Source organism: Klebsiella sp. Lac1 (assembly GCF_009825425.1).
Classification (GTDB): domain Bacteria; phylum Pseudomonadota; class Gammaproteobacteria; order Enterobacterales; family Enterobacteriaceae; genus Klebsiella; species Klebsiella electrica.
In genome coordinates this window covers 3,147,014-3,161,271 of sequence record NZ_VJZJ01000001.1, presented here as the reverse complement: position 1 = coordinate 3,161,271, position 14,258 = coordinate 3,147,014, and the positions used below count along the sequence as shown (strand labels likewise).

Annotated in this window: 12 protein-coding genes; 9 read left to right on the top strand and 3 right to left on the bottom strand. The window is 57.2% G+C overall.

Annotated elements, in window-relative coordinates; genetic code table 11:
• The first annotated feature begins 226 nt into the window (after positions 1 to 226).
• From rnc to acpS, 5 genes are all read left to right on the top strand, one after another.
• Positions 227 to 907, top strand: a complete 681-nt coding sequence (rnc, locus tag FNY10_RS15310; RefSeq protein ID WP_002914065.1) for a ribonuclease III — start codon at positions 227 to 229, stop codon at positions 905 to 907.
• The gene (gene era / locus FNY10_RS15305) at positions 904 to 1,809 is read left to right on the top strand and encodes a GTPase Era (RefSeq protein WP_160703040.1); all 906 of its coding nucleotides are present in this window, start codon (positions 904 to 906) and stop codon (positions 1,807 to 1,809) included. The genes rnc and era overlap by 4 nt, the downstream gene beginning before the upstream one ends.
• 131 nt (positions 1,810 to 1,940) lie before the next feature.
• Positions 1,941 to 2,684, top strand: a complete 744-nt coding sequence (gene recO / locus FNY10_RS15300; RefSeq protein ID WP_160703319.1) for a DNA repair protein RecO — start codon at positions 1,941 to 1,943, stop codon at positions 2,682 to 2,684.
• An 8-nt stretch (positions 2,685 to 2,692) separates the two neighbouring features.
• Positions 2,693 to 3,424: a pyridoxine 5'-phosphate synthase gene (pdxJ, locus tag FNY10_RS15295; protein WP_131048741.1), complete on the top strand. Its 732-nt coding sequence runs from the start codon at positions 2,693 to 2,695 to the stop codon at positions 3,422 to 3,424.
• Positions 3,424 to 3,804, top strand: coding sequence for a holo-ACP synthase (gene acpS, locus FNY10_RS15290; RefSeq protein WP_160703038.1), 381 nt, complete (start codon positions 3,424 to 3,426; stop codon positions 3,802 to 3,804). The genes pdxJ and acpS overlap by 1 nt, the downstream gene beginning before the upstream one ends.
• An 18-nt stretch (positions 3,805 to 3,822) precedes the next feature.
• Here the strand turns inward: acpS and FNY10_RS15285 are convergent, their stop codons facing one another.
• Together FNY10_RS15285 and FNY10_RS15280 are read right to left on the bottom strand one after the other, a co-directional pair.
• Complete coding sequence (locus FNY10_RS15285; RefSeq protein ID WP_100683361.1) at positions 3,823 to 4,083, bottom strand: YfhL family 4Fe-4S dicluster ferredoxin; 261 nt, start codon at positions 4,081 to 4,083, stop codon at positions 3,823 to 3,825.
• Between the two features lie 56 nt (positions 4,084 to 4,139).
• Positions 4,140 to 4,988: a MurR/RpiR family transcriptional regulator gene (locus FNY10_RS15280; RefSeq protein WP_100683360.1), complete on the bottom strand. Its 849-nt coding sequence runs from the start codon at positions 4,986 to 4,988 to the stop codon at positions 4,140 to 4,142.
• Positions 4,989 to 5,206: 218 nt separating this feature from the next.
• On the opposite strand from FNY10_RS15280, the gene yfhb reads away from it, so the two are divergent.
• Together yfhb and tadA are read left to right on the top strand one after the other, a co-directional pair.
• Positions 5,207 to 5,842 carry a phosphatidylglycerophosphatase C gene (yfhb, locus tag FNY10_RS15275; RefSeq protein ID WP_131048743.1) on the top strand — a complete coding sequence of 212 codons (636 nt, stop codon included), beginning with the start codon at positions 5,207 to 5,209 and terminating at the stop codon, positions 5,840 to 5,842.
• A gap of 26 nt (positions 5,843 to 5,868) precedes the next feature.
• Complete coding sequence (tadA, locus tag FNY10_RS15270) at positions 5,869 to 6,408, top strand: tRNA adenosine(34) deaminase TadA (RefSeq protein WP_160703036.1); 540 nt, start codon at positions 5,869 to 5,871, stop codon at positions 6,406 to 6,408.
• Here tadA and mltF read toward each other — a convergent pair.
• Positions 6,405 to 7,937 (bottom strand): membrane-bound lytic murein transglycosylase MltF, encoded by a 1,533-nt coding sequence (mltF, locus tag FNY10_RS15265; RefSeq protein ID WP_227699440.1) that lies wholly within the window; start codon positions 7,935 to 7,937, stop codon positions 6,405 to 6,407. The two genes, tadA and mltF, sit on opposite strands and share 4 nt — an antisense overlap.
• Positions 7,938 to 8,192: 255 nt before the next feature.
• Here mltF and purL point away from each other — a divergent pair, with 255 nt between their 5' ends.
• Complete coding sequence (purL, locus tag FNY10_RS15260) at positions 8,193 to 12,080, top strand: phosphoribosylformylglycinamidine synthase (RefSeq protein WP_131048745.1); 3,888 nt, start codon at positions 8,193 to 8,195, stop codon at positions 12,078 to 12,080.
• A gap of 733 nt (positions 12,081 to 12,813) precedes the next feature.
• Positions 12,814 to 14,250: a sensor histidine kinase gene (locus FNY10_RS15255; protein ID WP_160703317.1), complete on the top strand. Its 1,437-nt coding sequence runs from the start codon at positions 12,814 to 12,816 to the stop codon at positions 14,248 to 14,250.
• Positions 14,251 to 14,258 lie beyond the last annotated feature (8 nt).

The window sequence follows — 14,258 nt, the reverse complement described above, 5'->3', positions numbered from 1 at the left end:
AGACTAACGACATCTATTGTCGTTGCGTATAGAATATCCCCCCGAAGTTTTGGTTGTCTCTCGCAAGAGTGACACTGCACACGAAACCGCGTTGGTTGATTTTACTCTGAATAATTTGGGTTGCAGAAAGGCGGCAGGCAAGCGCACAGGCAATCTCAACAGGGACAGAGCTGCCCAGGTCGGTTTCGTGTGCTGCATTTTTGACGCATTCATTTATTGGTAACGCATGAACCCCATCGTAATTAATCGGCTTCAACGGAAGCTGGGCTACACTTTTCATCATCAGGAGCTGTTGCAACAGGCATTAACTCATCGCAGTGCCAGCAGCAAACACAATGAGCGCCTGGAGTTCTTAGGTGACTCAATTCTGAGTTTTGTGATCGCCAATGCGCTCTATCATCGTTTCCCTCGGGTGGACGAAGGTGATATGAGCCGTATGCGCGCAACGCTGGTACGAGGCAACACGCTGGCGGAGATCGCCCGCGAGTTTGAACTGGGTGAGTGTCTGCGCCTTGGTCCGGGTGAGTTGAAAAGCGGCGGCTTCCGTCGCGAGTCTATTCTGGCGGATACCGTAGAAGCATTGATTGGCGGGGTCTTCCTCGACAGCGATATCCAGAACGTTGAGCGCCTGATTCTCAGCTGGTACCAGACTCGTCTGGACGAAATCAGTCCTGGCGATAAGCAAAAAGATCCAAAGACCCGTTTGCAGGAGTACCTGCAAGGTCGCCACCTGCCGCTGCCTTCCTATCTGGTGGTGCAGGTGCGCGGTGAAGCACACGATCAGGAATTTACTATCCACTGCCAGGTCAGTGGCCTGAGTGAACCGGTGGTAGGCACAGGTTCCAGCCGTCGCAAGGCGGAGCAGGCTGCCGCCGAACAGGCGCTGAAAAAGCTGGAGCTGGAATGAGCACCGAGAAAACTTATTGTGGGTTTGTCGCCATCGTTGGCCGCCCGAACGTGGGGAAATCCACGCTGTTGAATAATCTGCTTGGGCAGAAGATTTCGATCACTTCCCGTAAAGCGCAGACCACGCGTCACCGCATTGTTGGTATCCATACCGAAGGGCCGTATCAGGCAATTTATGTGGATACCCCGGGCCTGCACATGGAAGAGAAACGCGCGATCAACCGCCTGATGAACAAAGCGGCGAGCAGCTCTATTGGCGACGTTGAACTGGTGATTTTCGTTGTCGAAGGCACCCGCTGGACGGCCGATGATGAAATGGTGCTGGGCAAATTACGCGATGCCAGAGCGCCGGTGATTCTGGCGGTCAATAAAGTGGATAACGTGCAGGAGAAGGCGGATTTACTGCCGCACCTGCAGTTCCTGGCAAGCCAGATGAACTTCCTCGATATCGTACCGATTTCTGCGGAAACCGGGATGAACGTCGATACCATCGCCGGGATCGTACGCAAACATCTGCCGGAAGCGATTCATCACTTCCCGGAAGATTATATTACCGACCGTTCTCAGCGCTTTATGGCCTCCGAAATCATTCGTGAAAAGCTGATGCGCTTCCTTGGCGCCGAGCTGCCGTATTCGGTGACGGTTGAGATCGAGCGTTTCCAGGCTAACGAACGCGGCGGTTATGATATTAACGGCCTGATTCTGGTTGAGCGCGAAGGTCAGAAGAAGATGGTCATTGGCAACAAAGGCGCCAAAATTAAAACCATCGGCATTGAAGCGCGTAAAGACATGCAGGATATGTTTGAAGCGCCGGTGCATCTTGAACTGTGGGTGAAGGTCAAATCCGGCTGGGCCGACGACGAGCGCGCATTGCGCAGCCTCGGTTACGTTGACGATCTCTGAGTTTGATACGCTATGGCTTTCGCGGCGCGGGCAGGCGGCAAGACCGTGAGTCCCCGGGAGCTTACATTAGTAAGTGACTGGGGTGAAAGAGTGCGGCCAACGCACCTGCAACCTGAAAGACGACGAGTATGATGGAAGGCTGGCAGCGCGCTTTCGTTCTGCATAGTCGTCCCTGGAGCGAAACCAGCCTGATGCTGGACGTCTTCACGGAAGAGTCGGGCCGCGTGCGCCTGGTAGCAAAAGGCGCACGTTCCAGACGTTCCAACCTCAAGGGCGCTCTCCAGCCTTTTACCCCCTTACTCCTGCGCTTTGGCGGCCGTGGCGAAGTGAAAACGCTACGCAGCGCCGAAGCCGTTTCATTGGCTCTTCCGCTCAGCGGCATCACGCTTTACAGCGGTCTGTATGTCAATGAACTGCTTTCCCGCGTGCTCGAACATGAAACGCGCTTCTCCGAACTCTTTTTCGATTACCTGCACTGTCTGCAGGCGCTGGCTGGCGCAAGCGGTACGCCGGAGCCGGCATTGCGCCGTTTTGAACTGGCGCTGCTGGGGCATCTGGGCTATGGCGTCGATTTCCTCCACTGTGCCGGCAGCGGCGAAGCGGTGGATGACACCATGACCTATCGCTACCGTGAAGAAAAAGGCTTTATCGCCAGCGTGGTTATTGATAACAACACCTTTACCGGGCACCATCTGAAGGCGCTGGCTAACCGTGAGTTCCCGGATAGCGATGCGCTACGTGCCGCAAAGCGCTTTACCCGTATCGCCCTGAAACCCTATCTTGGCGGTAAACCGCTGAAGAGCCGGGAGCTGTTTCGCCAGTTTATGCCCGCCCTCGCGGCGCAAGCAGCAGATAAAACGAATAACGATCAATGAGGATTGTCATGGCTGAATTACTGTTAGGGGTCAATATTGACCATATTGCGACACTGCGTAACGCTCGCGGCACGGCCTATCCGGATCCGGTACAGGCGGCCTTTATCGCCGAACAGGCTGGCGCCGACGGAATTACCGTGCACCTGCGCGAAGACCGCCGTCACATTACCGACCGCGATGTCCGCATTCTGCGCCAGACGCTGGATACCCGAATGAACCTGGAGATGGCGGTCACCGAAGAGATGCTGACCATCGCCTGTGAGACCAAACCGCATTTCTGCTGCCTGGTTCCGGAAAAACGTCAGGAAGTGACGACGGAAGGCGGCCTGGATGTGGCCGGTCAGCGCGACAAAATGCGCGATGCCTGCACGCGTCTTGCCGATGCCGGTATTCTGGTCTCGCTGTTCATCGATGCCGATGCCGCGCAAATTAAAGCTGCGGCGGACGTCGGCGCGCCGTATATCGAAATCCATACCGGTTGCTATGCGGACGCCGAAACCGACGCACAGCAGGCAAAAGAGCTTGAGCGTATCGCGACGGCGGCCGCCTATGCCGCGAGCCTTGGCCTCAAGGTTAACGCCGGTCACGGCCTGACCTACCATAACGTGCAGGCGATTGCCCGCATTCCGCAGATGCATGAGCTGAACATTGGTCATGCGATCATCGGTCGGGCGGTGATGAGCGGCCTGAAAGAGGCGGTTGCCGAAATGAAACGCCTGATGCGGGAAGCTCGCGCGTAATGGCTATTCTGGGGCTGGGCACCGATATTGTTGAAATTGCCCGTATTGAAGCGGTAATCGCCCGTAGCGGCGATCGTCTCGCCCGGCGCGTGCTCAGCGACAACGAGTGGGGGATATGGGCGCAGCACCAGCAGCCGGTGCGTTTTCTGGCAAAGCGTTTTGCGGTGAAAGAGGCGGCGGCGAAAGCCCTCGGAACCGGTATCCGTAACGGTCTGGCTTTTAATCAGTTCGAAGTTTACAACGACGAACTGGGCAAACCTAAGCTACGTTTATGGGGCGAGGCGAAGAGTCTGGCGGAACGTCTGGGCGTCAGAAGCATTCACGTGACGCTGGCCGATGAGCGCCATTACGCTTGTGCCACGGTTATCGTAGAGAGTTAGCGCCCGCAGCCCGCGGTATCAGATTTTGTCCGCGTGATGCATCAGCACGAACTTATCCCACAGCTGTTCTTCATTTTCGAGGTGTGCCGGGTCTTTCAGAATCGTATTCGGGATCGGGCACACTTTCTGACAGGTGGGCGTTTCATAGTGGCCCACGCATTCCGTGCAGCGGTCGCTGTTAATTTCATAAATGCTGTGACCCATCGAAATGGCCTCGTTAGGGCATTCCGGTTCGCACATATCGCAGTTGATGCATTTTTTGGTGATTAACAGCGCCATCGGGAAATTCTCAGAAACAACACAAACAGGGCGGGCATTATACGCCCATTTTCTGTTCACACCAGTTTTTTCACCAGCGCTTCACTGTGCCGGATACGCTCCGGCGCATGTTCAAGATCCTGTTGAACCAGCGCCATAAACAGCAGATCGGTGAGCATCATCTGCGCGCTGGTGGAGGAGATAGCCGCGCTGCGGGTCGCCTGCTCTTCGGCGATAGTATACAGGCACTGCGTGGCCTGCTGTTGCAGGGCGTTGGGGGTGAAGCCCGTGATCGCCAGGATCCGACAGCCCACGCGCAGCGCTTCTCCGGCGGCCATATTGATTTCGCGACGTTCGCCAGAGTAGGAGATGGCTAACAGCAGATCGTCTGACGACATGGCCTGCACGGTGGCGAGCAGGGCATGCATATCCTGTTCGGAAACGGCGTTAATGCCGATCTTCATCAGCTTCCAGCTGAAATTACGCGCCACCAGACCGGATGCGCCAATGCCGGTAATAATCACCCGGCGCGCGTGACGCAGCAGCGCCACGGCTTCCAGCAGCTTCTCTTCGCTGTTCACATCCAGCGAGGCGTGCATGGCGGCCACGTTATCCTTAATCAGTTTCTCGCCCACCAGGCGCAGCGGATCGTCGCCGCGGATCTGGTTATGGACCGGCACCGACTGAGGATCGGGCGCGCTGGCCAGCGCTTCGCTGAGCGCCAGTTTCAGCGCCGGGAAACCTTTAAACCCCATCTTCTGCGCGAATTTCACGACGCTGGACTGGCTGACGCCTGCCTCGCCTGCCAGCTGCTGCGAACTAAGGTGGCGGGTCTGGTCCGGCTGAGCCAGAATAAAGTCTGCCAGCTTCTTATCGCTTGCTGCCAGCGACGGATAGCGCTGGCGGATGCGGATTAAACAGTTCATCGGTTTTCCTCAGGACAACCTTCGCCCTCTGCTGAAAGAATTTTGTATTCGATTATAAGAGGATTGCGGCGAATTAAAAATTCTACCGCTGAGATTTATTCACGGCAGAGGAATTGCCTCAACCCAGGCTTAACATCGGCGGATGTTTTCTCTGTTCAGGGCACAAGACTGTTAAGCTAGCGCTATCAGAGACAACATTGGATAAAAAGAGGTCAGGTTTGAAGAGCAGCACGCAGCGAGTGGTTTTTTTTGATCTCGATGGAACGTTGCATCAACAGGATATGTTCGGCAGCTTCTTACGCTACGCCTTGCGTCACCAGCCCCTGAATCTGCTGCTGGTGGTACCGCTGTTGCCGGTTATCCTGGCGGGACTGGCGGTAAATGGCCGGGCGGCGCGCTGGCCGATGAGCCTGCTGCTGTGGGCATCGACATTCGGGCGCAGCGAGCGCGCGCTAAAGCGCCTTGAGGCCGGCTTTGTCCGCTGGTTTCGCCAGCGCGTCACCGCCTTCCCGGTCGTGCAGGCCCGACTGTCGGACTACCTGACCCGGCGCGATGCTGACGTCTGGCTGATTACCGGGTCGCCGCAATCGCTGGTGGAACAGGTCTACGGCGATACCGTCTGGTTGCCGAGGGTGAACATTATCGCCAGTCGGATGGAGCGCCGCTGCGGCGGCTGGGGCCTGTCGCTACGCTGTCTGGGCCATGAAAAAGTGGCGCAACTGGAGCAGAAGATCGGTGCGCCGCTGCAACTGTACAGCGGCTATAGCGATAGCGAGCAGGATAATCCGTTGCTTCATTTTTGCCAGCACCGCTGGCGGGTCACCCCGCAGGGCGATCTCCACCAGTTAGAATAGTGTGTAATATCTGTCGGCCATGTATAATGCGGCCCGCTTTTTCCGCAGGAGTGCCCGTTTTGTCTGACCATGAACTGACCGATGAATACTGGATGCGTCACGCCCTGACGCTGGCTAAGCGCGCCTGGGAAGAGGGCGAAGTGCCGGTTGGCGCCGTGCTGGTGCACAACCATCAGGTTATCGGCGAAGGTTGGAACCGGCCTATCGGGCGTCACGATCCTACGGCGCATGCCGAAATTATGGCGCTGCGTCAGGGGGGGCTGGTACTGCAAAACTATCGCCTGATTGACGCGACGTTGTATGTCACGCTTGAACCCTGTGTGATGTGCGCGGGGGCGATGGTGCATAGCCGGATTTCGCGGCTGGTATTTGGTGCCCGGGATGCAAAAACCGGCGCGGCCGGCTCGCTCATTGATGTCCTGCACCATCCGGGGATGAATCATCGGGTGGAGATCAGTGAAGGTATTCTGGCGGAGTCGTGCTCAGGCATGCTCAGCGACTTTTTCCGCTGGCGGCGGGAAGAGAAAAAAGCCTTGAAAAAGGCGCGTCGGGTTGGGGACGCTTAGTGCCACAGTCCGGGAATCTTCAGTCTGGCGTTGTCGACTAACGATTCCGCGCGAAACAGGAAAAAGGGGAGCGCCCGCTGTTCCTTATCCAGTTCATCCGGCATGACCGCCGGATAGTCTCCGGCAAGCGCCAGCCGCTGCTCATCCTTTTTCTCTTTCTCCGACAGGTAGCCCACCAGGCTGATGTGATATTTGCGAATGTTCTCGACGTAGGCGTATGCCTCGTGACCGCGCGCATAGCCATATTTCAGCCGGCTGTAATAAGGTTTCTGACTGAGCAGCGGCAGGCGCTGCTTGACGTCTGCCCAACTGTCGGGATTGCCTTTCTGCCTTTTTGTCAGCGAGATGGCGTCCAGAATATGGGCGTACCCCATATTGTAAGCCGCCAGCGCAAACCAGATTCGCTCATCTTTGGGGACCGTGTCCGGGATTTTATTCATCATATCCTGCAGGTAGCGCATACCGCCGCTGAGGCTCTGCTCCACATCGGTACGATCGCTTAATCCCAGGCTTTGCGCGGTATTGCGGGTCAGCATCATCATGCCGCGAACCCCGGTAGGCGAGGTGGCCTGCGGATCCCAGTGCGACTCCTGCCATGAAATGGCCGCCAGCAGGCGCCAGTCGATCTGACGCGCGTATTTCTCAAACATCGGCTGCAGGTCCGGCAGAATATTTTCGACGGCGCGCAGGAAGGTCCGGGTGTCGACATAATCGAAACCGTTACCGTGTCCGAGGTATTTTTCTTCCAGCCGCGCCAGGGTGCCGTCTTCATTCATATTATTGAAGAAATCCAGCATCGCCGCCGGGAGCGAGTTGTCTTCGCTCCTGGCGCTAAACCAGGTCACCGGCTGTTCATCGCTGATATCCAGGGCGACCGCCAGTTCCGGATGTACGCGCTGGAACAGGCTAATCGCCACCGAATCTGCAATGGTGTAATCCACTTCGCCATCGATAACCGCCTGCATCAGCGCTGTCGCCCCGCGTTTTTCATCCACGCGCCAGCCGAGATCGGGGTATTTATTCCCTTTCAGCGTCTGCAGGTCGTTAATGGCGACGTGCCCTGGAGCAATCACCAGCTGTTCTGCCGTGAGGTTGGCGAGGCTGCGCGGGCGCGGCGTGCCAACCCGGTAGACCAGCTGCTGCGATACCGAATAGTAGCCTGGCCCGGACTGATAGTTTTTGACCCGCTCCGAGTTGTAAACCAGCCCGGCAGCTAACATATCGGCATTACCGTTATCAAGGTCATCGAACAGCTGACTGATGTTCTGACGAACGGTCACCTTCAGCCTGACGCCGAGGTAATTGGCAAACTGTTCTGCCAGCTCGTAATCCAGCCCGTAGGTTTTGTTATTGATGGTCGCGAAGGTGAGCGGAGAATTGATGGTGCTGATGCGCAGCTCCCCGCGCGCCATAATTCCGGCAACACGGTTCTCCGGCTTTCCTGACCACGGGATCGACGGCCACAGGGCGGCCGCCAGCAATAAGGTCACAATGCCGATGAGCAGATAATTAATCTTTAATTTTTTCAGAGAGTTAATCTTCTGCAGCTCTGTGTTCCTCAGCAGGCTATTAGCGGAAAAATAAAAAGAGAGTCCTCGAATGAGCGGCATTTTGCTTAAGAATGCGTCAGTTGGCAACTTATTCGCGAGGGAGGTCACATTAATTGATAAACCAGGGGAATGATTTTATTTCCACGCAAACGGTTTCGTCGAGGCTCAGGATTCACTATAATGGCGCCCGTTTCCCCCCTGGCTCATATTGAAAGCTGCGAAGACGAGAGACTTATGATGGAAATTTTGCGTGGTTCACCTGCACTGTCGGCATTTCGTGTTAATAAACTGCTGGCACGTTTCCAGGCGGCCAACCTGCCGGTTAGCACAATATATGCAGAGTATGTTCATTTTGCCGAACTGAACGCGCCGTTAAGCGGTGATGAGCGTGAGAGTCTGGCACGACTGCTCAAGTATGGCCCAAGTTTAAACAGCCATACCCCAACCGGTAAATTACTGCTCGTCACCCCCCGCCCTGGCACCATCTCTCCCTGGTCTTCTAAAGCTACCGATATTGCCCATAACTGCGGTCTGTCGCAGGTTGTGCGCCTTGAGCGCGGCGTAGCGTACTATGTGGAAGCCAGCACGCTAAGCGAAGCGCAATGGGCTGCGGTCGCGAGTGAACTTCACGACCGGATGATGGAAAGCGTCTTTGACACGCTGGAAGAGGGCGAAAAGCTGTTCGCTCAGCATCAACCGACGCCGGTGACCAGCGTCGATCTGCTGGGGCAGGGACGTCAGGCGCTGATTGACGCCAACCTCCGTCTGGGGCTGGCGCTGGCGGAAGACGAAATCGACTACCTGCAGGAGGCGTTCAACAAGCTTGGCCGCAACCCGAACGACATCGAACTGTATATGTTTGCGCAGGCGAACTCCGAACACTGCCGCCACAAGATTTTTAACGCCGACTGGATCATTGATGGCGAACAGCAGCCGAAGTCGCTGTTCAAGATGATCAAAAACACCTTCGAAAAGACGCCGGATTACGTCCTGTCCGCCTATAAAGACAACGCCGCGGTCATGGAAGGTTCTCAGGTCGGGCGCTTCTTCGCCGATCGCGAAAAAGGCCGCTATGACTACCATCAGGAAGACGCCCATATCCTGATGAAAGTGGAAACGCACAACCACCCGACGGCCATCTCTCCATGGCCGGGCGCGGCGACCGGCTCCGGCGGCGAAATCCGCGATGAAGGAGCAACCGGTCGCGGAGCGAAACCGAAAGCCGGCCTGGTCGGTTTCTCGGTCTCTAACCTGCGGATCCCTGGCTTTGAACAGCCGTGGGAAGAAGATTTCGGCAAGCCGGAGCGTATTGTAACCGCTCTGGATATCATGACCGACGGCCCGCTGGGCGGCGCGGCGTTTAACAACGAATTTGGTCGCCCGGCGCTGAACGGCTACTTCCGTACCTATGAAGAAAAGGTGACCAGCCACAACGGCGAAGAGCTGCGCGGTTACCACAAACCGATCATGCTGGCGGGCGGTATTGGTAACATCCGCGGCGAGCATGTGCAGAAAGGCGAAATTAGCGTCGGGGCGAAACTGATTGTCCTTGGCGGCCCGGCGATGAATATCGGCCTGGGCGGCGGGGCTGCCTCTTCAATGGCATCCGGCCAGTCCGACGCGGATCTTGATTTTGCCTCCGTACAGCGCGATAACCCGGAAATGGAACGCCGTTGCCAGGAAGTGATCGACCGCTGCTGGCAGCTGGGCGATGCAAACCCGATTCTGTTTATCCACGACGTTGGCGCGGGCGGTCTGTCTAATGCCATGCCGGAACTGGTCAGCGACGGCGGGCGCGGCGGTAAATTCCAGCTGCGCGATATCCTGAGCGATGAGCCGGGGATGAGCCCGCTGGAGATCTGGTGTAACGAATCCCAGGAGCGCTATGTGCTGGCGGTCGCGCCGGAACAGCTGCCGCTGTTTGATGAGCTGTGCCGCCGCGAGCGTGCGCCGTACGCGGTGATCGGGGAAGCCACCGAAGAACTGCATCTCAACATGGGCGATGCTCACTTCAACGACCAGCCGATCGACCTGCCGCTGGATGTGCTGCTGGGTAAAACGCCGAAAATGACCCGCGATGTGCAGACCCTGAAAGTGAAAGGTGATGCGCTGGATCGCCAGGATATCACTCTCGCCGACGCGGTGAATCGCGTGCTGCATTTGCCGGCGGTTGCCGAGAAAACCTTCCTTGTCACCATCGGCGACCGCACCGTCACCGGGATGGTGGCGCGCGATCAGATGGTCGGTCCCTGGCAGATTCCGGTAGCGAACTGTGCGGTAACCACCGCCAGCCTCGATAGCTACTACGGTGAAGCGATGGCGATTGGTGAACGTGCGCCGGTCGCGCTGTTGGACTTTGCCGCCTCTGCTCGTCTGGCCGTCGGTGAAGCGCTGACCAACGTCGCGGCAACGCAAATTGGCGCGTTGAATCGCGTGAAGCTTTCTGCAAACTGGATGGCCGCAGCGGGTCACCCGGGTGAAGATGCCGGTCTGTATGAAGCGGTAAAAGCGGTTGGCGAAGAGCTGTGTCCGGCTCTGGGCCTGACCATTCCGGTGGGTAAAGACTCGATGTCGATGAAAACCCGCTGGCAGGAAGGCAGCGAGCAGCGCGAGATGACTTCGCCGCTGTCGCTGGTGATTTCCGCCTTTGCCCGCGTGGAAGATGTGCGCCATACCGTGACGCCGCAGCTCTCCACGGAAGATAACGCCCTGCTGCTGATTGATTTAGGCAAAGGCCGTAACGCGCTCGGCGCCACCGCGCTGGCGCAGGTTTACCGTCAGCTGGGCGATGTTCCGGCCGACGTGCGTGACGTCGCGCAACTGAAAGGCTTCTGGGATGCGATGCAGGCGCTGGTGGCCGATCGTAAGCTGCTGGCTTACCACGACCGCTCTGACGGCGGCCTGCTGGTAACCCTGGCTGAGATGGCCTTTACCGGCCACTGCGGCCTGACGGCAGATATCGCCGCGCTGGGCGACGATCGTCTGGCGGCGCTGTTTAACGAAGAGCTGGGCGCGGTTATCCAGGTGCGTGCCGCGGATCGCGAAGCGGTTGAAGCGCTGCTGGCCTCTCACGGCCTGGCGGACTGTGTCCACTATCTGGGTCAGGCGACGGCAGGTGACCGCTTTGTCATCACCGCCGAAGGGCATCCGGTGTTCAGCGAAAGCCGCACCACGCTGCGTATCTGGTGGGCAGAAACCACCTGGCAGATGCAGCGTCTGCGCGACAACCCGGAGTGCGCCGATAGCGAGCACGAAGCGAAACGCCGTGAAGACGATCCGGGCCTGAACGTGAAGCTCTCCTTCGATATCAATGAAGACATTGCCGCACCGTACATCGCCACCGGCGCGCGTCCGAAGGTCGCGGTACTGCGTGAGCAGGGCGTTAACTCCCACGTTGAGATGGCGGCAGCCTTCCACCGCGCGGGCTTCGATGCGATCGACGTGCACATGAGCGACCTGCTGGCGGGACGTACCGGACTGGCTGATTTCCAGGCTCTGGTAGCCTGTGGCGGCTTCTCCTATGGCGACGTGCTGGGAGCGGGCGAAGGCTGGGCGAAATCGATTCTGTTTAACGAGCGCGTGCGCGATGAGTTTGCCACCTTCTTCCACCGTCCGCAGACGCTGGCGCTGGGCGTGTGTAACGGTTGTCAGATGATGTCCAATCTGCGTGAGCTGATCCCGGGAAGCGACCTGTGGCCGCGCTTTGTGCGTAACTATTCCGACCGTTTTGAAGCGCGCTTCAGCCTGGTCGAAGTGACGCAAAGCCCGTCTCTGCTGCTGCAGGGCATGGCCGGTTCAATGATGCCGATTGCCGTTTCTCACGGTGAAGGGCAGGTGGAAGTGCGAGACAGCGCGCATCTGGCTCAGCTGGAGAGCAAAGGTCTGGTGGCGCTGCGCTTTGTCGATAACTTCGGTAAGGTGACGGAGAGCTATCCGGCTAACCCGAACGGTTCACCGAACGGTATCACCGCCGTGACCAGCGAAAGCGGCCGCGCGACGATCATGATGCCGCATCCGGAACGTGTATTCCGCACGGTGGCGAACTCCTGGCACCCGGAAAACTGGGGCGAGGATAGCCCGTGGATGCGCATCTTCCGCAACGCGCGTAAACAGCTGGGTTAATCCGGCGAGCTGTACAGGATCTGCCGCGTTCGCGCAGCCTGTCAGGCTGAACCGTAATGTATCAGGCCCCCGACGTTGAGCGGGGGCTTTTTCATTTGTGACGGCGGTCGCCTGAGGGTGTCGGGAATTACCGACAAACGCCGGTGTGAAATGTCGCTAAATGGAGACACTTAACTCATTGATTTTTAATGGGGTGAGAAAATATGGCGCTATGTGTTGCTAAACGGCGACAGTGTGGTCAAAAAAACACCGTGACGGAAATGCGCGTCAAATACTATAAATCCATTATATTTCATTGTGTTAATAATTTATTTTGCGATGTGGCATAGTTAATGCATAATAACAGGCAGTGGCTCATTCACCTTCTTATGTCAGCCCCTTCGGGACGTGCTACATAAACTTCGAATGACGCACAACAAGGTGCCTGCCGTCCAGCTTCTGATAACAGCTTTGCTTTATCAACCATCGGGCGAAACGTCGAGTTAGGCACCGCCTTATTCCATAACAAAGCCAGGCCGATGCCTGGCTTTGTTTTATTCGCGGCGTGACAATTTACCGATTCTCAGGCCGACATGCTTGCCATATCGCCGCGGTTATTGCAGCGCCACGGGATGCTCTTACCCGTCGTCTGGGCTATTTTTCGCCTTTCGCGCAACAGAAAGGTCGATTGCTCCTGTTACTCTCCGGCGTCCTCAGTTAGCATCGTGATGAGCTAATGATTGAGACCCTATCCTTGAAGCGAATCTCTCTTTTCCCCCGTTCGTTGCGTCAGCTGGTCACGCTCTCGTTTGTGTTGATTCTGCTGCCGCTGCTGGTTCTGGCCTGGCAGGCGTGGCAGAGCCTGAATGCGCTGAGCGCGCAGGCCGCGCATATTAACCGCACGACGCTTGTCGACGCCCGGCGCAGCGAGGCGATGGTGAACGCGTCGCTGGAAATGGAACGTAGCTACCGGCAGTACTGCGTACTGGACGATCCGACGCTGGCGAAGGTCTATCAAAATCAGCGTAAACGCTACAGCGAGATGCTTGACGCTCATGCCGGGGTGTTGCCGGACGAAAAAATCTGGCAGGCGCTGAGCCAGCAATTGAACGACCTTGCGCTGCTCAGGTGCAAAAACAGCAGCCCGGATGTGCAATCGGGAGCCAGCCTTGAAGCCTTTGCCGCCGCCAACAGCGAGATGGTTCAGGCCACCCGAACGGTGGTTTATTCACGCGGACAACAGCTCCAGCAGGAAATTGCCGAACGCGGGCAGTTTTTTGGCTGGCAGGCGCTGGTCCTTTTTCTGCTGAGCCTGGCGCTGGTTCTGCTGTTTACCCGGATGATTATCGGCCCGGTAAAAGGGATCGAGAAAATGATTAACCGACTGGGCGAGGGGAAGTCGCTGGATAACGCGGCGCTGTTTACCGGCCCGCGCGAACTGCGTTCCGTCGGTGAGCGCATCATCTGGCTGAGCGAGCGTCTGGCCTGGCTTGAATCGCAGCGCCATCAGTTTTTACGCCACCTTTCACACGAGCTGAAAACGCCGCTCGCCAGCATGCGGGAAGGTACCGAGCTGCTGGCCGACCGCGTGGCCGGACCGTTGACCACGGAACAGCAGGAGATCGTCGAAATTCTCGATAGCAGCAGCCGCAATCTACAAAAACTGATTGAGCAGCTGCTGGACTACAATCGTAAACAGGCCGATGGCCCGGTCCCGCGTGAAATCGTTGATATTGCTGAACTGGTTGATAATGTTGTGGCCGCTCACAGCTTGCCCGCGCGCGCAAAAATGATGCATACCGCGATTCAGCTGGCGGAGCGTACCTGCCTGGCAGAACCGGCGCTATTAATCAGCGTGATAGATAATCTCTATTCCAATGCGGTGCACTATGGGGCTGAATCCGGTAACATTCGTATTCATAGCTACCGGCACGGCGAGCAGGTTCGCATCGACGTGATCAACAGCGGCGAACCGATCCCGCAGGCGGAAAAAAATATGATTTTCGAGCCTTTTTATCAGGGAAGCCATCAGCGTAAAGGGGCGGTAAAAGGCAGCGGTCTGGGGCTGAGTATTGCCCGGGACTGCGTCCGACAAATGCAGGGTGAGCTTAGCCTGGAAGAGAGTCAACCCGGGCTTATCTGTTTTCGCATAACGCTACCCGCCGCTGAGCCGGGAAAAACCAACACATGAATCTACAA

What these genes read in the sequence shown, in the direction of transcription:
- era (WP_160703040.1), top strand. Translation starts at nt 904, where the DNA reads ATGAGCACCGAGAAAACTTATTGTGGGTTTGTCGCCATCGTTGGCCGC.
- tadA (WP_160703036.1), top strand. Translation starts at nt 5,869, where the DNA reads ATGCGGCCCGCTTTTTCCGCAGGAGTGCCCGTTTTGTCTGACCATGAA.
- acpS (WP_160703038.1), top strand. Translation starts at nt 3,424, where the DNA reads ATGGCTATTCTGGGGCTGGGCACCGATATTGTTGAAATTGCCCGTATT.
- FNY10_RS15285 (WP_100683361.1), bottom strand. Translation starts at nt 4,083, where the DNA reads ATGGCGCTGTTAATCACCAAAAAATGCATCAACTGCGATATGTGCGAA.
- recO (WP_160703319.1), top strand. Translation starts at nt 1,941, where the DNA reads ATGGAAGGCTGGCAGCGCGCTTTCGTTCTGCATAGTCGTCCCTGGAGC.
- pdxJ (WP_131048741.1), top strand. Translation starts at nt 2,693, where the DNA reads ATGGCTGAATTACTGTTAGGGGTCAATATTGACCATATTGCGACACTG.
- rnc (WP_002914065.1), top strand. Translation starts at nt 227, where the DNA reads ATGAACCCCATCGTAATTAATCGGCTTCAACGGAAGCTGGGCTACACT.
- purL (WP_131048745.1), top strand. Translation starts at nt 8,193, where the DNA reads ATGATGGAAATTTTGCGTGGTTCACCTGCACTGTCGGCATTTCGTGTT.
- FNY10_RS15280 (WP_100683360.1), bottom strand. Translation starts at nt 4,988, where the DNA reads ATGAACTGTTTAATCCGCATCCGCCAGCGCTATCCGTCGCTGGCAGCA.